Origin of the sequence: Proteiniclasticum ruminis DSM 24773, from assembly GCF_000701905.1 — a bacterium.
GTDB lineage: Bacteria > Bacillota > Clostridia > Clostridiales > Clostridiaceae > Proteiniclasticum > Proteiniclasticum ruminis.
This window is the reverse complement of sequence record NZ_JNKC01000001.1, coordinates 201375-220606: the sequence shown is the minus strand read 5'-3', so window position 1 is coordinate 220606 and position 19232 is coordinate 201375. Positions and strand designations below refer to the sequence as shown.

Genomic DNA, 19232 nt, shown 5'->3' with positions numbered 1-19232 from the left:
CCTCATTTAATCTTCTTCCAGTAGAATAAGTACATAGTTCAAGAAAACTGAGGGAGAAGATGAAAATGAGAGGACAGAGTTTGATAGGGTTTCTGATAAGCATAGTGATAATTTTCTTAGTAATATCTTTTGCCATCACCTTGTTGCCTTACATACTGTTGGGTTTTGGTGTTTGGTATATCTATAGGCGTCTCCTGCGTCCGCTGTTCTCTGGAACCACTGGAGAGAGCTATAAACGGAAAGAAGAGAATTATTATCGGAGTTATTCAGAACCAACTGTAAAAGAAGATGAACCTCCCGTGACTCAGGTGAAAAGTGTCCATGACGATACATTTTTTTCACAGGATCACAAAGTGGTTGATGTTGATTATGATGAAGAGAAATAGAAAATCAAGGCTGAGCAGATGCTCAGCCTTCTTTGCTCGCAGTGTTTTTAAATTTCGTGAATCATGATAAGATAGTAAAAGAATTAAGTGGAGGAACAGGAATGTACGATTATATCAGAGGCAGATTTGTCGGTATTTTTAAAGACTACGTAACTGTAGAAAATAATGGAATAGGATACAAAATTTTCACATCAGGGTATACCATGGCTATGATGCCTCAAACCGATGAGGAAGTGACTTTATTCCTTACCCAGATTGTCCGAGAGGATTTCATTGGATTATATGGATTTTCCACGAGAGAAGAGCTGGAACTGTTCTTAATCCTTATCACAACAAATGGAGTTGGAGCAAAAGCGGCATTATCCCTTCTTTCTGCAAGTGCGCCTGAGAATCTGAAATACGCCATCGTTCATGAGAATGAGTCTTTATTGATGAAAGCACCTGGGATTGGAAAGAAGATTGCTCAACGTCTGATACTAGAACTAAAGGGAAAGATACATCTTGAAGATTTATCTTCCATGGATGAAGACCAGAAGAAACAGGCAATATCTGACAACATTGCAAATGAAGCACTGGCTGCTCTTATGACGCTTGGGTATTCCGAACGTGAAGCAAGTAAGGCTCTGGAAGAAATCAATGGAGAGCAGAGTATTGAGAATGTATTGAAGGACGCCCTGAAATATCTGATGAATTAGGAGAGAGAAGATGAATGAACGTGTGATAACCTCTGAATTCATGGAGGAGGATATAGTAAACGAATATTCCTTAAGACCCTTAAAACTTTCGGAGTATATTGGACAGGATAAAGTCAAAGATAATCTGAAGGTTTTTATTAAAGCGGCACAGTTAAGAGAGGAATCTCTAGATCATGTGATTCTTCATGGACCGCCTGGACTCGGAAAAACTACATTAGCGAATATCATTGCCCGGGAAATGGGAGGAACCTTAAAAATCACATCTGGCCCTGCCATTGAAAAAGCAGGAGATCTCGCATCGATTCTCACAACACTGACAGATAATGATGTGCTTTTTATCGATGAGATACACCGTCTGTCCAGAACTGTGGAAGAAATTCTCTACCCAGCCATGGAAGATTACTCCTTGGACATTGTCATCGGCAAAGGTGCGCAGGCTAAATCCATCCGATTGGATTTAGCTAGGTTTACGCTGATTGGTGCAACTACAAGGATTGGTCTTTTAACCTCACCACTTCGAGACCGCTTTGGCGTTCAGCTTTCTATGGAGTATTACAGCAATGAAGAACTAAAAGAGATTATTGTAAGAAGTGCGCGAATACTGGATTTTGAAATCAGCGATGAAGGAGCCCTCTCCATCGCAAAGCGTTCCAGAGGCACACCAAGAATTGCAAACAGACTGCTGAAGCGTGTACGGGATTTTTCACAGGTGAAAGGTGAGACCATTATAACGGACGAAACTGCTGAGATCGCGCTGAAGCTGCTTGATGTGGACAGTGAAGGTTTTGATCGGATTGACCGTAAAATTCTGGAAGCCATGGTTCATCATTTCAGCGGTGGTCCGGTTGGTGCAGAGACGTTGTCGTTTTTTATTGGAGAAGAAGTAGATACCATTGTGGATGTGTACGAACCATATCTTCTTCAGAAGGGATTTATCATGAGGACACCACGAGGCCGTGTGGTGACGGATAAGACCTATGAACACCTTGGGGTTAAGAAAGAACAAAGTGGCCAACAAAGCTTACTGTAGAAATGAGGAAAAACATTGAGAGTTGAAGATTTTAATTTTGAATTGCCTGAAGAACTGATAGCCCAACATCCATTGGAGAAGAGAGACTCATCCAGACTGCTGGTTCTGGATAAGAAGACTGGTGAGATCAACCATAAGCATTTTGGAGATCTGCCTGACTTTCTGAAAAAAGGAGACGTTCTCGTTCTCAATGATACGAGGGTGATTCCTGCGAGACTCCTGGGCGTTAAAGAAGATACAGAAGGGAAAATTGAGTTCCTTCTTCTGAACAGAAAGAAGCTGGATACCTATGAATGCTTGGCAAAACCAGGCAAGAGAGCACGCAAAGGTGCCAAGTTCACTTTTGGAGAGGGGCTTCTTAAGGCGGAAGTTCTGGACGTACTTGAGAATGGGAACAGAATCGTTAAATTCTCCTACGAGGGTGTATTCGAAGAAATCCTGGACCGTTTGGGGGAAATGCCTCTGCCGCCCTACATTAAAGAGAAACTGGAAGACAGAGAAAGATATCAGACGGTATATTCCAGAGAAGAGGGGTCTGCTGCTGCGCCTACCGCAGGATTACATTTTACGAAAGAGTTATTGGATAAACTTCAAAGCATGGGGGTTGAGACAGCTTTCTTAACACTCCACGTGGGGCTGGGCACATTTCGGCCTGTGAAGGTTGAATCTGTGGAAAACCATGATATGCACGAGGAGTTCTACAGCTTGGATGCTAAAAACGCAGAAATCATCAATACTGCCAAGAATGAAGGCAGAAGAATAATTTCTGTAGGAACCACATCCACAAGAACCCTGGAAACCATTGCGGATGAAAAAGGTTTTGTCCGGGAGGCATCCGGATATACAAAGATCTTTATCTATCCGGGATATCAATTCAAATGTGTTGACTGCCTCATTACGAACTTCCATCTTCCTGAATCTACGCTGATTATGCTGGTCTCTGCTTTAGCGGGTCAGGAAAATGTGATGAATGCTTATAGAACTGCTGTTAAAGAGAAATATCGCTTCTTCAGTTTTGGAGATTCGATGCTGATAAAGGAATAGGGTGAACTGATAAATGTACACATTGTTGAAAACTGAAAAAAGAGCGCGAAGAGGGCGGTTTGAAACTCCTCATGGCACGATAGAAACACCTGTTTTTATGAATGTCGGGACGCTAGCGGTGATTAAAGGTGCTGTTTCTTCCATGGATCTTAAAGAAATAGGATGTCAGGTAGAACTGAGCAATACCTACCACCTTCACCTCAGACCAGGAGATAAGCTGGTGAGGAAAATGGGCGGTATCCATAAGTTTATGAACTGGGATAGACCCATTCTGACTGATTCAGGCGGATTCCAGGTCTTTTCTCTGGCGAAGATCAGAAAAATCAAAGAGGAAGGTGTTACCTTCAATTCACATATTGATGGAAGTTCCATCTTCATGGGGCCAGAAGAGTCTATGAGAATCCAGTCGAATTTGGCTTCTACCATAGCCATGGCCTTCGATGAATGTATTGAACTGCCTGCAGAACGGGAGTATGTGGAAAAGTCAGTGGAAAGAACCACGAGATGGCTTGTCCGTTGCAAAAATGAACTGGACCGTCTGAATGAAAAAGAAGATACAATCAACAAGAAGCAAATGTTGTTTGGTATAAATCAGGGTGGAACATATGAAGATATCCGAATTGCTCATGCCAAGGAAATCTCAAAAATGGATCTGGATGGTTATGCCATTGGTGGTCTTGCAGTAGGAGAAACACATGAGGAAATGTATCGGATTCTGGATGTTGTAGTTCCTCACCTTCCACAGGACAAACCGATTTATCTTATGGGGGTTGGTACACCTGAAAATATACTGGAGTCCGTGGAAAGAGGTGTAGATTTCTTTGACTGTGTCCTTCCTGCAAGAAACGGAAGACATGGCCATGTGTTCACATCCAGAGGGAAAATCAATCTGAACAACAAGCGCTTCGAAATGGATGAAAAGCCAATTGATGAAGGGTGTGAATGTCCAGCATGTAAGCATTATACAAGAAGCTATATCAGGCATCTTTTTAAAGCAAAAGAAATGCTGGCTTTGAGGCTTTGTGTGCTTCATAATCTGTATTTCTATAATAAGCTTATGGAAGATATCCGGAAGGCGCTGGATGAGGATAGATTTCATGAATTTAAAGAGAATAAACTTTCTGAGTGGTCCAGAGGACAGGAACCTGTCGAAAATTAGAAAAAACAAGAGTTTGTTGAAGAACTTTAGCTGAATATCTTTCTAATTCATAAAAAATTCACTATAATAGTAGTATTAAACATTGGAGGCTTAATTATGGATATCGTAAGACAATTACTCCCCATCATTCTCATGCTTGGTTTAATGTATTTTATGCTCTTTCTTCCGGAGAAGAAAAGAAAGGCAGCTTTCACCAAGATGGTCAGTGAACTGAAAATCAATGATGAGGTAACAACAAGAGGCGGCATCATCGGAAAAATTGTGAAACTGGATGAAGAAACCATTACATTGGAGACAGGATCAGACAGAACGAAGATCAAATTCTCCAAGAATGCTGTTGCATCAGTTCGTACAGAGGTTGCTGAGTAATACCTGGGACAAGTTGAAAACATAAAGTCAGGAAAGGGCAGCGTTTCGCCTGCCCTTTGGTTTTGACTAAACACAGCTAGAATATGGTTCTATTAGAAATCGGAGGTAAATTCACGATGAAAAGAAAAGGTAGTATATCCTTATTTGTCATTATTTTAGTCATATTATCATTCCTTTCCTTTACTGCTGTAGAGGGGCTTACGGTGGGAGGCTACCGCTTTAAATCCTTTGGTGAGGTCATCAATCGAGGATTGGATCTTCAGGGTGGAGTCTCAGTGGTGATGGAAGTTCAGGCAGACAAGCTCACACAAGAGGAACTTTCTTCCATTAAGACACTTTTGGACCTTAGAGTGAATAAAATTGGTGTAAGTGAAACTGTTTCTACAACAGAAGGAGATAAGCGTGTCAGAATTGATATCCCAGGGGTCTACAACTCCAGTGATATCGTCACAAATCTTCAGACAACTGGAGAACTGACATTTAAAGATCCTGAAGGCAATGTAATACTCACAGGCAGTGATGTTCAGTCTGCATCCGGTATGCTGGACTCCAACAGACAGCCAGTGGTATCTCTGATATTGAATGAAGTAGGTGCAGAAAAATTTGAAAAGGCAACTACAGAGTTCAGAGGAAAGCAGATTTCCATTAACATGGATGGTGAACAGCTTTCCAATCCAATGGTGAACGACGTGATCAGCGGTGGTCAGGCGGTTATCACAGGAATGAGCTCCGTGGCTGAAGCTCAAAATCTAGCTGGAATCATCAACTCTGGAGCACTTCCATACCCAGTAAAAGCCATTGAGGTGAAAACTGTTGGTGCAAGCCTTGGAGCAGGCGTTATGGGAGACGTTCTTACTGCATCGATCATCGGTATTGCACTGATTGTGCTGTTCATGCTGATTAAGTACAGAAGACCAGGTTTCCTTGCTTCCGTAGCACTTGGTTTCTATGTATGGCTTCTGTTATTCGTGTTCTATGCCATCGATGCTACACTTTCATTATCTGGTATCGCAGGGTTCCTGCTTACTATTGGTATGGCTGTAGATGCCAACGTTCTGATCTTTGAAAGAATCAAAGAAGAGCTGGTCGTTACAAAGGATATTCCAAAGGCTATAAAATCTGGATTCAGCAATGCAATGAGTTCCATCATTGACTCTAATATCACCACAATCATTGCTGGATTAGTTCTTTATTACATTGGATCCGGTGCTGTGAAGGGGTTTGCTTTAACCTTAATGATTGGTATCGTGATATCCATGTTCTCAGCACTCTTTATTACAAGAAGACTGATGTGGATGGGAGTCTCCATGGGATTCCTCGCAAAGCCTGAACATTTTGGTCTTTCATCCAACCCAGCACCAAAGAAAAGAAGAGACTTCATTGCCTTGGCTAAATACTGGAGAGTAATATCTGCAGCTGTAATGGCCATTGGTATCTTCTTCGCTGCAACTCAAGGGCTGAACTTAGGCCTGGATTTTGCAGGCGGAACAAGACTGGTGATGGAAATTGGCCAGGAGTTTGATAAAACAGAAGTAGATGAAATAATCAAAGCATATGATGATAAAGCTCAGACACAGGTTGTGGACAATACTCAGATTGAAGTGAGAAGTCAGGCTCTTTCTACAGAGACCATTGATGAGCTGATTGAAGAGATTCAGGAAAAGTACTCTTTAAAAGAAGACAGCATCATCACACTGGATGAGATTGGCGCTTCCGTTGGACGAGAACTGACAGAAGGTGGAGTGAAGGCTGTCGTCATCGCTGCAGCTTTGATGCTTTTGTATATTTCTTTCAGATTCAAGAAAAATTATGGATTTGCAGCAATCCTTGCGTTGGTTCATGATATCTTCTTCCTGATTGCAATCTATGCAGCAGCTAGAATTTCTGTGAACACACCATTTATTGCGGCGGTTCTTACTATTTTGGGATACTCCATCAATGATACAATTGTTGTCTTTGATAGAGTCCGAGAAAATAGAAAGCTACACCCAGGATTATCCAATAAGGAGATTATCAATCTCTCCTTGAGTGAATCCTTCTCCAGATCCGTAGGTACCCTTCTGACAACACTCTTTACAATTCTATCTGTAGCAATATTTGTACCACAGATTAGAGATTTTGCCCTGCCAATATCTATTGGCGTCATGGTCGGAGGATTGTCTACCTTCTTCATTGCATCTCCATTCTGGATCAATTTGGAAGATAGAGCACAAAAAGTAAAAAAGTAGAGATAAACCGCAAGAAAATAATTGGTTGATATGAGAAAGGTCACTTCTCCAAGTGACCTTTCTTCAATCCCAAAGGTTTCTGCTTCTTCATTGTGAAGAGCTGGGTTTTGTATTATAATAATAGTTGTTTCATTAGGTGAGGGATGCATATGGTGAGTACGTATCTTAGGGCAATATTTCGCGGTCCAGAAAATGCAGGTTCTGTGAAATATACCCATAAGGCAATTTTAAGGATCATGGAGGCTGTGAACAGCCGTGAAAAAATCATCATATACGGCAAAGGCAACCGAGAGGGAATCTGCAGCATTGCGATGCTGATTCTGGTACTCCGGTACTTTAATGCAGACTTTGACTATTTCCTGATTCCGAAAGGGGGAAATCGTGAGAGTCTCATTAGTGATGTCAAAACTCATCTCAATTTCTACAATCCTGGTGTTATGCTTTCTCTAGACCAATCATTCACAGAGAAAGTGTACACAACGCTCCAGGAATCTGGGAAAGATTTTGTCACGTTGGGTCATGGAGATGGTATTGTGGAGTACAGCTTCGAGATTTTTGAAGCCACATTGATGAAAAATGTGTTTGCGTTTGCAAAAGATCTTTCCATGAATTATGACACAAGAAATATATACAGATATACAGATCTGGTGTATTTAGGTTCTGATGAAAATAATGAGGATGATGAACTTTTAAAAATGGGTCTGAACAGACTACGTGTATCTACGAACTATGGAATCCGTTCTATTAAAAACATGGCGGATGGAGGAGATAAGGTCATTAGAGACCTTCTGACACCGAAAGATAATCCCTGGTCCATGGTAGACAACGCAAGAATCATCATTGAACTGCTGACTACAGAAGATATTCATCGCGCTGAGCAGATAGCCAAATACTTAATCAACAGTTGAAAAAACCTATGGAGGGTTATTATGGATTTTAAAGAAAAGATTGCAATTGTCCCGAATTTTCCGAAGGAAGGGATCAGTTTTAAAGATATCACACCACTGATTGGCGATGGGAAAGCTTTTCAGGAGCTGATAGACACCATGGCGAAGAAACTGAAGGAACTGAAGGTGGATTATATCGCAGGTCCTGAGGCTAGAGGATTTATTTTTGGGGTACCTCTTGCCTATGCACTGGGTGTTGGATTCATTCCAATAAGAAAACCAGGAAAGCTGCCTCAAGAAACTGTCTCCATCACGTATGATCTGGAGTATGGCACAGATACGTTGGAGATTCATAAAAATGCGTTCAAGAAAGGGGACCGAGTAGCACTTGTGGATGATCTGCTTGCTACAGGAGGAACCATTTCTGCGTGCGCAAAGCTCATTGAACTGGCTGGAGGAGAAGTTGCCTCCATTGATTTTATGATAGAACTTACAGAACTGAAAGGCAGAGATAAACTGGAAGGATACCATGTTGAATCCATGGTTCAGTACGACATTTAGCCCGTAAAGTAAATACGAACTCTAATAGGCTGGTTTCGTACCAGCCTATGCCATATTTCAAAGTATAAGAATTCTGTAGAAATGAGGAAGAAATATGCTCTACGATTTAATGAAGAAAATTGATAAAGCAGGCAATATCAATAAGGAACTGGTCATAAAAGCATATAATCTGGCTTCTGAAGCACATGGTGACCAGAGAAGAATCTCTGGAGAACCTTATGTGACTCATCCCGTTGAGGTGGCTTCCATTCTTGTGGATATGGGAATGGATACCAACACTGTGGTGGCCGGGCTTCTTCATGATGTCATTGAGGATACCAAGTACACCTTTGACGAGATTGCCGAACTGTTCAGTGTTGAGATTGCTGAGCTGGTGGACGGTGTGACGAAACTTGGTAAGATCAAGTACAAGTCCAAGGAAGAGGAACAGGCAGATAATGTGAGAAAGATGCTCCTTGCCATGGCAAAGGACATTAGAGTCATTCTGATCAAGCTTGCAGACCGCTTGCACAATATGAGAACGCTCCGATATATGCAGCCAGACAAGCAGCGGGAGAAATCAAAAGAGACTTTTGACATTTATGCGCCTCTTGCCCATCGTTTGGGTATGTTCAGAATCAAGTGGGAACTTGAAGATCTGGCTTTCCGCTACATGTATCCTACAGAATATTATGATCTGGTGAATCAGATTGCCGAAAAACGAAAAGAGCGTGAAGCTTACATCAATATGATCATGGATGATATTGTGGGTAAACTGAAGAGTGCCAGCATTGAATGTGATATTGACGGAAGACCAAAACATTTTTATTCCATTTATAAAAAGATGATGGCTCAGAACAAGAATATCGATCAGATTTTCGATCTAACTGCGATTCGTGTTCTAGTGGACTCTATTAAAGACTGTTATGCGGCACTGGGTATAGTTCATACAATTTATAAACCGATTCCAGGCCGTTTTAAAGATTATATTGCCATGCCCAAGCCGAATATGTACCAGAGTCTCCATACGACCGTAATCGGACCCCAAGGGAAACCATTTGAAATCCAGATCAGGACCTATGAGATGCATAGGGTTGCAGAATATGGAATCGCAGCTCATTGGAAGTATAAAGAAACTGGTTCATCCAAAGAAGCGCCCAAGGATACCATGGACCAGAAACTGATTTGGGTACGAGACATGCTGGAATGGCAAAAAGAAACTTCTGATGCAGAAGAATTTATGGAAGCATTCAAGATTGATCTGTTTGGTGATGAGATATTTGTATTTACACCAAAAGGAGAGGTAATCAATCTGCCTTTCAGGGCAACACCCATAGACTTTGCATACCGGATCCATACGGATGTCGGTAACCGTACCATCGGAGCAAAAGTCAATGGAAATATGGTGACATTGGACTATAAGCTGGCTACGGGTGAAATCGTGGAGATCATCACTTCATCCAAACCCAAAGGACCCAATATTGACTGGTTGAACATTGCCACTTCGAACCAGGCGAAAACAAAAATCAAAGCTTGGTTCAAGAAAGAAAAAAGGGAAGAGAATATTCAGCGTGGAAAAGAACTTCTTGAAAAAGAGGCGAAGAAACAGGATCGTAATTTTGCGGATATCGCCAAGGGAGAAATGCTGGACAAGCTGATTCGAAGATATCATGGCAATAATATGGATGATCTTTACGTTGTAGTAGGGGCCAGCCAGGTGCTACCATCTACCATCGTCACAGCACTCAAGGATTTTTTGGAAGAGGAAAAAAAGGCAAAAATCAACGAAGACAACAGGCTTTCGCTTATTGAAGCTGAAAAAATGATTGATGCTCAGAAGAAAAAAGAGAAAGCAAAGAAGAAGTCTTATTTTGGTGTGGTTGTTGCAGGAATGAGCAACGTGCAAGTGCGTTTTGCGAAGTGCTGCAATCCGGTGCCTGGCGATCAGATCATTGGATTTATCACAAACTTCAGGGGAATCAGCATACACCGAAGTGACTGTGCAAATATTGATGCTATTAAAAATGACAAAACCCATAGAATTGTTGAAGTTTCATGGGAAAAAGAGAGCCAGGAGCTCTACAGCGCCCGTGTTCAAATCCATGCACTGGATAGACCAAACCTGGTTTCGGACATCATTGCTCTGATTAATGAGCTGAAGATTCCATTGAATGCAATGAACGTGGAAACCAGAAAAGATGCATCCGTGATGATTCATCTGTCTCTTTTAATTAGAGACATCAATCTTCTGGAAGAATGTCTGAAGAGGCTGAGAAAGCTCTCAAGCGTTGTGGATGCTTTTAGAATAGGAAATGTGTAGGTGATAAAATGCGTGCAGTAATCCAAAGAGTCCTTGCATCAGAAGTTCTGGTGGAAGAGAATCGTGTTGGAAAAATTGGAAAAGGATTTAATGTCCTTGTAGGTATCAAAGACGATGATACGGAAGAGGATATGAAGTATATTCTTGAGAAGATCAAGGGCCTTCGGGTCTTTGAGGATTCTGAAGGGAAGATGAATCTGTCGCTTCAGGAAGTTGGCGGACAAATCCTGTTGATTTCTCAGTTCACTTTATATGGGGATGCGAGGAAGGGCAGAAGACCAAGTTTTATTCAAGCAGCAAAAGGCGAGGATGCAGAGCGGATGTATCAACAGATGATCCACCATCTCAGGGAAAGCGGCTATACTGTTGAAACTGGAGTCTTTGGCGCAGAAATGAAGGTTCTCATTGAAAATGACGGACCAGTAACCATACTTCTTGACAGCAGAAAGACCTTTTAGGAAGGAGATCACATGTTAGTTAAAAAAACCGTTTTGGGTGTTTACCAGGAAAATGCATATGTTATTGTAGATGACGCCACGAGAGACGCTCTGATCATCGATCCAGGTGATGAGGGAGAGTCACTTGTGAGATATCTGGAAAGCCTGAAAATAAACTTGAAGGCAATTCTGCTCACGCATGGCCATGTGGATCATGTAGGAGCTGTAGATGCTGTGAAAGATGCGTTTTCTGTCCCAGTCTATATCAGTGAAATAGACATGAAATTCATTGAGCAAAGAAAAATGGCTTTCGGAAAAATGAAACGAGCAGACTTCTTTTTGAAAGAAGGAGATGAATTCATCTTTGCAGGCAAAAAAGTGCAGATTATTGAAACTCCCGGTCACAGCAGGGGAAGCTTAAGCTATTATGTGGATGGACTTCTGTTCTCTGGCGATGTTCTTTTCCAGAACTCCGTTGGCAGAACAGATTTACCAGGTGGAAACATGGAAGAGCTCCTCTATTCCATTAAGGAAAAGCTGATGAAGCTTCCAGGTGAAACAAGAGTGTTCCCTGGACATGGTCCTGAAACCACCCTAGCCATGGAAAAAGCATTCAACGGATATCTCAGATAGGTGATGATGATGATGATTCATGTGAAAAGCAACAACAGTCTCAGGTATCATGTTTATCACATGATTACACTGTTTTATCCTGCTTCACAGATTCAGTATCTGGATGAGGACGACAAAGAAAATGGAGATATCGAGGTGTTTGTCTCGGGAGAAGTGTTAAGGATCAAGTTCTTTGAGGAAGAAGAGTCCTTAGCTTATCCGGATGAAACATTAAATATCATGAGAAGAGCTCTTTTTAAAAGGCTCCGCAGCAGAACCGGAAAGCACCTGCCTTGGGGGATTCTGATTGGTATTAGGCCTTCGAAAATAGTCAGAGAGCTCATTGAGAAAGGCTATTCAAAAGAATGTATTGTGAAGGAAATGACTGCTGAGTACTTGGCAGATGAGGATAAGATTCTTCTTGCCTATGAAGTCGCGCTAAAGGAGTCGGAGATTCTTCTTAGTGTGAATATAGAGGACTCCTGCGATCTTTATATCGGTATGCCTTTCTGTCCCTCGAGATGTGTGTACTGCTCTTTTGCTTCCAATGTATACCTTGGAAACCAGTATAAAGATCGCTATCTTGCACTCCTGAAGAGAGAAATGCAGCAGATTTCAGAATATCTTACAGAGCATAAAATAACTGTGCAGCATCTATACTTTGGGGGTGGTACACCCACTGCGGTTTCAGATGAGGAATTTGAAGAGGTTATGGAGTCTATCGATGCGCTGTTCTTAAGCGTGCATCCGATCCGAGAGTTTACCGTGGAAGCAGGAAGAGTAGACAGTATCACAGCGAAGAAGCTTCAGAGCATGAAAAACCACCATACCACTAGAATATCCATCAATCCTCAGAGTATGAAGGATGAAACTCTTAGAATCATTGGAAGAAACCACAATCGTGAGAAAGTGCTTTCAGTTTTTAAGATGGCCAGGGAGATGGGGTTTGATAATATTAATATGGATCTTATTCTTGGTCTCCCGGGAGAATCTTTCATGGATGTGAAAAACACACTGGCTGATCTTGAAATGCTGAGACCAGAAAGTATTACTGTGCATGGACTGGCAATTAAGAGGGCTTCAATTCTCTACGAAGATTTTATTCTTGAGAAGAAGTATCAACTTCCTCAACAGGAAGAAATGAACCGAATGTATGCTGAAACGGATCAATGTGCAAGAAAAATGGGTTTAAAACCGTACTATATGTACCGGCAGAAAAACATGGTGGGAAATCATGAAAATGTCGGTTATGCAAGAGAAGGCTTTGAAAATTACTATAATATGGTCATGATTGAAGAGGTGAAGACCATCATTGCCATGGGAGCGGATGGCGTAACCAAGAAAGTGAAGGATGGAAAAATCCAGCGATTTGCGAACTTCAAAGGCCTGAATGATTATACAGAAAGATTTGAGGAAATGATGGAGAAAAAACTTCAGTTCCTCCAAAAGGAGTGATAATTTATGGATCTGCAAGCGCCAAAGGGCACAAAAGATATGCTCCCCATGGATGCATATAAATGGCACTATATCGAAGAACAACTGAAAGGGATTGCACACACCTATGGGTTCCGTGAAATCCGTACACCAATGTTTGAAAGTACAGAGCTCTTTACAAGAGGAGTAGGTGAAACTACAGATGTAGTGCAAAAAGAGATGTATACATTCCAGGACAAAGGAGACAGAAGTATTACGCTGAAGGCGGAAGGAACTGCTCCTGCGGTTCGTGCTTTTGTTGAATCGTCAATGTATGCAGATGCCCAACCGACAAAACTGTATTATTTCACACCTGTATTCAGGTATGAGAATGTTCAAAAGGGCAGACTCCGTCAGCACCACCAGTTTGGGGTCGAGCTTTTCGGCAGTAAGGAACCATCTGCAGATGCGGAAGTTATTTCCATTGCCATGAGAGCCTTTGAAGAACTGGGTATCAAAGGCTTGACGCTGAAGATCAACTCCATTGGCCATCCAGAGTGCAGGAAAGACTACAACACCCTCCTAAAGGATTATCTGACTCCTTATTATGATGATTTATGTACTGTATGTAAGGACAGATTTCACAAAAATCCCATGAGGATTCTGGACTGTAAAGAAAAAAGCTGTCAGCTTCTCGTAAAAGATGCTCCGCTGATTCTGGATCACGTATGTGAAGAATGCAGTGATCACTTTGAACAGCTGAAAAACTATCTGGGCGCCATGGGTATTGCATATGAGGTAGATAAGGGGATTGTCCGCGGACTGGATTATTATTCCAAGACTGTTTTTGAAATTGTGAATAAAGACATTACAGTATGTGGCGGAGGAAGATACGACTATCTCATTGAAGAGATTGGTGGACCTTCTATGCCGGCTGTTGGGTTTGGACTAGGGCTGGAGAGGCTTCTGATGACCTTGGAGGATGAAGGTATCCTTATCCCAGAACCTCTTAGACTGGATGTGTTTATTGCCTCTATGGGACCTGAGGAGAGCCTGAAAGCAGCTTCAGTTGCTCATCAACTCAGAAGCAGAGGACTAAAGGCTGATATTGATCATATGGGTAAAAAGCTGAAAGCACAGATGAAATATGCCAATAAGATTGGGGCTCGTTTCACGATGATACTAGGTGAAGAAGAGCTTTCAAACAATAAAGCCTCACTAAAAAATATGGAAAATGGTGAACAGGTGGAAGTTCCACTGACACCAGATGCAATTGAAGAGATAATCATGAGGAGTGGATCATAATGGGAGAAATGTTAGGCCAATTAAGAAGAACCCATATGGCAGGTCATGTGAATGAGAGCCTGATCGGGCAGGAAATCATCGTAACAGGCTGGGTAGCGAAAAGAAGAAATTTAGGAGCTCTTATTTTCTGTGATGTACGTGATCGTGAAGGCATTCTGCAGGTGGTCTTCCGTGAAGAAGCGGCGAAGGAAGCTTACGAAAAAGCGGATCTTCTTAGAACTGAATATTGCATTCTAGTCAGAGGTGTGGTGGAGAGAAGAGAGTCTGTCAATGACAGCATTCCAACCGGCCAAGTGGAACTGATTGCCAAAGAGCTGAAGATTCTTTCCGAATCTGAGACTCCGCCAATCTATATCAAGGAGAATCTGGATGCTTCTGAAAATATCCGCCTGAAGTACAGATATCTTGATTTGAGAAGACCAGACATGCAGAAGATTTTCAAAATCAGAAGCAAAGCTTATATTTCTATCCGAAACTTCATGGATCAGGAAGGTTTCCTGGAAGTGGAAACACCAATACTCAACAAGAGCACACCAGAAGGTGCAAGAGACTACCTGGTTCCTTCTAGGAATTATCCAGGAACTTTCTATGCGTTACCACAGAGTCCTCAGATTTTCAAGCAGCTTCTCATGGTAGCTGGTTTCGATAAGTACTTTCAGATTGCCAAGTGTTTTAGAGATGAAGATTTGAGAGCCAACAGACAGCCTGAGTTTACTCAGATTGACATCGAAATGAGTTTTGTTGGCGTGGAAGATGTGATTGCACTGAATGAAAGACTGGTGCAAAGAGTCTTTAAGGAAGTCCTGGACAAAGAAGTGGTGATCCCATTCGAGAGACTGACATACAAAGATGCCATGGAACGATTCGGGTCTGATAAGCCTGATCTCAGATTTGGCATGGAACTGAAGGATCTTTCGGATATTGTCCGGGATACTGAATTTGTTGTATTCAGAAATGCATTGGATGCCAATGGCAGTGTCAGGGCTATCACGCTAACCGGCGGTGCTTCCATGGGAAGAAAAGATATTGACAGACTGGGTGAGTTTGTAAAGACCTATAGAGCGAAGGGACTGGCTTATATTCAGCTGAAGGAAGAAGGTGTTAAAACGGCACTTTCAAAGTTCCTTACAGAAGAAGAAATCAACTCAATCATCGACAGAGCGGAAGCGAAGACAGGAGATCTTGTTCTTATTGTTGCCGATAAAAACGAGGTTGTTTTCCAATCTCTTGGTGCTTTGAGGCTGGATCTTGCTAAAAGATATGGTCTGCTGGAGGGAACAGAAGAGTTTAAATTTGCATGGGTAACAGAGTTCCCACTTCTTGAAAGAGATGAAGAGGCTGGAAGATTTGTAGCCCTTCACCATCCATTTACAAGTCCTATGGAAGAAGATTTACATCTGTTGGATACGGATCCTGGAAAAGTCCGTGCGAAAGCATATGATATGGTCCTTAATGGAGAGGAACTGGGTGGAGGCTCTATCAGAATTCATGACAGCAAGCTTCAGGAAAAGATGTTCTCTTTATTAGGATTTACCCAGGAGCAGGCTTGGGCACGTTTTGGATTCTTACTCGAGGCATTCAAATACGGTCCACCACCACACGGAGGATTGGCCTTTGGTATGGACAGACTGGTGATGTTCCTTGCAGGAACCGAAAATATCAAGGATGTGATTGCGTTCCCTAAGAATCAGAACGCATTTGATCCGATGTCAGAAGCCCCTAACATCGTGGACGAGGTTCAGCTCCAGGAACTGGGGATTGAAATCTCAAAAATATCTGAACAGGAATAAATACAAAAGAGCAGAGGAATCACAATAGTTCCTTTGCTCTTTATATTGTAACAGATTTTGAATATTCGGATAATATTTTGTGGGTTTGAAAAAATGAAGATAAATTACAGTGCAATTTCCATCAGATTGTTAAAGCTCTATGGAAATATAAACGGTTTCATATTATGATGGAAGTATGGGAGGTGGAAGATGATTATTATTGAAAATGGAACATTGACACTGGAGGATTTTATCCATGTCACAAGAGAGAAAGAAGAAGTTTCGCTGAGTGAAGATACCAGAAACCGTATCAGACACTCACGAGAAGCATTGGAGAAAGCCGCTGAAGGCACTCAGGCGGTTTATGGCGTTAACACGGGGTTTGGTAAGTTTTCTGAAGTTAAAATCAGTGTGAACGAACTGAAGGACCTTCAGCGCAACCTCATCGTGTCTCATGCATGTGGTGTTGGACATCCTATGAAAACAGAAGAGGTAAGAGGTGTGATGCTTCTTCGGGTAAACGCACTGGCCCGAGGGTTTTCAGGAATAAGACTGGAAACCGTTGAAACCCTGCTGGAGATGCTGAACAAGAAGGTGCACCCAATGATTCCGGAGAAAGGCTCCTTAGGGGCTTCTGGGGATCTGGCGCCACTGGCGCACATGGTGCTCACACTGATTGGAGAAGGCATGGCAGAGTACAAAGGAAGTATCATGCCATCTAGAGAGGCGATGGATCTTGCGGGAATCAAACCTGTAGTGCTGGAAGCGAAGGAAGGACTCGCGCTCATAAACGGAACCCAAGCTCTGACTTCTATCGGAGCACATGCTTTCTATGATGCTGAAAGAGCGTTGAGGACAGCAAATCATACAGCTGCCCTGACCATGGAGGCGCTGCGGGGAATTACCACAGCCTTTGACGAGAGACTGCATGTGGTTCGAGGCCACAAAGGTCAAGTTGAGATATCAAAGGAAATTCTGAGAATACTGAAAGGCTCCACTCTTGTAACGAAGCAGAATGATATTCGTGTACAGGATGCGTATTCCATCCGGTGCATCCCCCAAGTTCATGGAGCAATTTTGGATACCTTGGAGTTTGCAAGGGAGAAGATTGAAATAGAGCTGAATGCGGTAACGGATAATCCCATTGTGCTCAGCGAAGATGAGATCTATTCTGGTGGAAACTTCCATGGTGAACCCATGGCACTTATTTTTGATTATCTAGCCATTGCGGTCAGTGAGCTGGCGAATATTTCTGAAAGAAGGCTGGAGAGACTTGTGAATTATCAGCTGAATGATCTTCCGGCATTTTTGGCACCTTCTGGTGGTTTGCACTCTGGTTTTATGATTCCGCAATATACAGCAGCCGCTTTGGTATCTGAGAATAAAGTGTTTTCACATCCAGCTTCTGTAGACTCGATTCCCTCCTCAGCAAATCAGGAAGACCATGTCTCCATGGGTAATACTGCAGCGAGAAAGTTACGTGAAATCGTTGAGAATACCAGAAGAGTTCTTGCCATTGAAGCATTTGCCGCCTGCCAGGCCATTGATTTCCGACATGATTATACATTGGGGGAAGGCACGGCTAAGATCTATGAGAGGATCAGAAACGTTGTACCGTTCCTGGAAAAAGATGTAATCATGCATGAGGAAATGAATAAAGTCTATGAAGTATTGAATACACTACTGTAACAGAATTAGATAAAAATACTACTTTATGTTAATATTATGATAATGTTTCATTAATATCAGGAAATGCAGATGATTTTCATATGAGGAAGTACTACAATAATAAACAAGAGGTGATTTTGTGTTAAGAGAATTATCCATCAAAGATTTTACTAAAGTGCTCGGAGAAGGAAAACCAACACCTGGTGGTGGTGCAGCGGCGGCATTGAGTGCGTCTTTAGCAGCGGCACTTACTTCTATGGTCTTTAATTTGACCATAGACAAGAAAGTATCGGCGGATTATCCTGAATCGGTCATACAAGCAATGAAAGATGCTCGAGAAAAGACAGATGCATTTAGAGAAAAGTATCTGGAACTTATGCAGGAAGATGCCAGTGCATTTGATGAACTTATGGATGCGTTTTCTATGGCTAAAACAACAGAGGACGAGAAAGCTCTACGTAAAGGAGCAATCGACCGTTCCAAAGTGAAAGTTCTGGAGATTCCAAAAGAACTGGTTCATGAATCCTTTGCTATGTATGATGCGTTGAAAGTTGCCACAGAGTACGGAAACAAAAATGCGATTTCAGATGCTGGAGTAGCGGCGATTCTCATTCACAGCGCCATTGAGGGGGCAGCACTCAATGTGTTCATCAACTTGGCGGGATCTGAGGTCAACGATGAAAATATCAGGATGAAACAGGAAACAGACGATATTGTTGAAAAATCAAAGAACATAAAAGAGGATATCGTGGCTATGGTCATTGATAAAATATATGGTCGTCAATAATCGTTATACATTGTTTACGAAAAATCCATGGTTAGCACTTGCAAATGGATAAGAATTCGTGTATTATAAACATAACAAGTTAATAATGATTATAAATTAGAAATTGTTCTAATCAATGGAGGTAAATTATGGCAAAAACAAAATTGGAATCAAAACTGAATCAGTATGTTGCAGATCTTACAGTGATGTACACAAAACTGCACAATGTGCATTGGTATGTAGAAGGAAGACAGTTTCATGCAATGCATGAGCTCTTTGAAATGTATTATGATAAGGTGACCGAAGACCTGGATGTGGTGGCAGAGAGAATGCTCCAGCTTGAGTTCAAGCCTGTAGCAACACTGAAAGGTGCCTTAGAAATCGCGAAGATTGAGGAAAGAGGAGAAGAGTTTGGAAAGGATCTTGATTTTGTTGAGATCGTGAGAAAAGACTTTGAATACCTACTTGGTCTGACAATGGAAGTTAAGGAAGAGGCTGACAAAGCGGGAGATGATCCAACAGTGGACATCATGAATGAATTCACTGCATATTATCAGAAACAGCTTTGGATGATTAAGGCTACATTAGCTTAATATGACCAGCT

The 19232-nt window shown here is 42.0% G+C and carries 18 protein-coding genes; all 18 read left to right on the top strand.

What is annotated here, in order from left to right; translation table 11 throughout:
* Window positions 1–65: 65 nt before the first annotated feature.
* Complete coding sequence (locus T487_RS0101115; RefSeq protein WP_031572980.1) at window positions 66–386, top strand: hypothetical protein; 321 nt, start codon at window positions 66–68, stop codon at window positions 384–386.
* 101 nt (window positions 387–487) lie between these two features.
* A complete protein-coding gene (gene ruvA / locus T487_RS0101110) occupies window positions 488–1081 on the top strand; it encodes a Holliday junction branch migration protein RuvA (protein ID WP_031572977.1) in 594 nt (197 codons plus the stop codon).
* Between the two features lie 10 nt (window positions 1082–1091).
* Complete coding sequence (gene ruvB, locus T487_RS0101105) at window positions 1092–2111, top strand: Holliday junction branch migration DNA helicase RuvB (RefSeq protein ID WP_031572975.1); 1020 nt, start codon at window positions 1092–1094, stop codon at window positions 2109–2111.
* A 15-nt stretch (window positions 2112–2126) separates the two neighbouring features.
* Complete coding sequence (gene queA, locus T487_RS0101100; protein ID WP_031572972.1) at window positions 2127–3155, top strand: tRNA preQ1(34) S-adenosylmethionine ribosyltransferase-isomerase QueA; 1029 nt, start codon at window positions 2127–2129, stop codon at window positions 3153–3155.
* Window positions 3156–3168: 13 nt separating this feature from the next.
* Window positions 3169–4314, top strand: coding sequence for a tRNA guanosine(34) transglycosylase Tgt (gene tgt, locus T487_RS0101095; RefSeq protein WP_031572970.1), 1146 nt, complete (start codon window positions 3169–3171; stop codon window positions 4312–4314).
* 96 nt (window positions 4315–4410) lie between these two features.
* Window positions 4411–4683, top strand: coding sequence for a preprotein translocase subunit YajC (yajC, locus tag T487_RS0101090; protein WP_031572967.1), 273 nt, complete (start codon window positions 4411–4413; stop codon window positions 4681–4683).
* A gap of 116 nt (window positions 4684–4799) precedes the next feature.
* Window positions 4800–6911, top strand: a complete 2112-nt coding sequence (locus tag T487_RS0101085) for a protein translocase subunit SecDF (protein WP_031572963.1) — start codon at window positions 4800–4802, stop codon at window positions 6909–6911.
* Window positions 6912–7060: 149 nt separating this feature from the next.
* Window positions 7061–7819: a single-stranded-DNA-specific exonuclease RecJ family protein gene (locus T487_RS0101080; protein ID WP_031572960.1), complete on the top strand. Its 759-nt coding sequence runs from the start codon at window positions 7061–7063 to the stop codon at window positions 7817–7819.
* A gap of 21 nt (window positions 7820–7840) precedes the next feature.
* Window positions 7841–8359, top strand: a complete 519-nt coding sequence (locus T487_RS0101075) for an adenine phosphoribosyltransferase (RefSeq protein WP_031572957.1) — start codon at window positions 7841–7843, stop codon at window positions 8357–8359.
* A 94-nt stretch (window positions 8360–8453) separates the two neighbouring features.
* Window positions 8454–10658: a RelA/SpoT family protein gene (locus T487_RS0101070; protein WP_031572955.1), complete on the top strand. Its 2205-nt coding sequence runs from the start codon at window positions 8454–8456 to the stop codon at window positions 10656–10658.
* 8 nt (window positions 10659–10666) lie between these two features.
* Entirely contained in the window at window positions 10667–11116 is a 450-nt protein-coding gene (dtd, locus tag T487_RS0101065; protein WP_031572953.1) for a D-aminoacyl-tRNA deacylase, read from the top strand.
* 12 nt (window positions 11117–11128) lie between these two features.
* Window positions 11129–11728: an MBL fold metallo-hydrolase gene (locus T487_RS0101060; protein WP_031572949.1), complete on the top strand. Its 600-nt coding sequence runs from the start codon at window positions 11129–11131 to the stop codon at window positions 11726–11728.
* A 60-nt stretch (window positions 11729–11788) separates the two neighbouring features.
* Window positions 11789–13162 carry a coproporphyrinogen dehydrogenase HemZ gene (gene hemZ, locus T487_RS0101055; protein WP_162178201.1) on the top strand — a complete coding sequence of 458 codons (1374 nt, stop codon included), beginning with the start codon at window positions 11789–11791 and terminating at the stop codon, window positions 13160–13162.
* 6 nt (window positions 13163–13168) lie between these two features.
* Window positions 13169–14425, top strand: a complete 1257-nt coding sequence (gene hisS / locus T487_RS0101050) for a histidine--tRNA ligase (protein WP_031572944.1) — start codon at window positions 13169–13171, stop codon at window positions 14423–14425.
* Window positions 14425–16215: an aspartate--tRNA ligase gene (aspS, locus tag T487_RS0101045; protein WP_031572943.1), complete on the top strand. Its 1791-nt coding sequence runs from the start codon at window positions 14425–14427 to the stop codon at window positions 16213–16215. Before hisS ends, aspS begins: the two co-directional genes overlap by 1 nt.
* 189 nt (window positions 16216–16404) lie before the next feature.
* Window positions 16405–17883, top strand: a complete 1479-nt coding sequence (gene hutH / locus T487_RS0101040) for a histidine ammonia-lyase (protein ID WP_031572942.1) — start codon at window positions 16405–16407, stop codon at window positions 17881–17883.
* A gap of 118 nt (window positions 17884–18001) precedes the next feature.
* The gene (locus T487_RS0101035) at window positions 18002–18649 is read left to right on the top strand and encodes a cyclodeaminase/cyclohydrolase family protein (protein WP_031572940.1); all 648 of its coding nucleotides are present in this window, start codon (window positions 18002–18004) and stop codon (window positions 18647–18649) included.
* A 128-nt stretch (window positions 18650–18777) separates the two neighbouring features.
* Window positions 18778–19221, top strand: a complete 444-nt coding sequence (locus T487_RS0101030; RefSeq protein ID WP_031572937.1) for a Dps family protein — start codon at window positions 18778–18780, stop codon at window positions 19219–19221.
* Window positions 19222–19232: the final 11 nt, after the last annotated feature.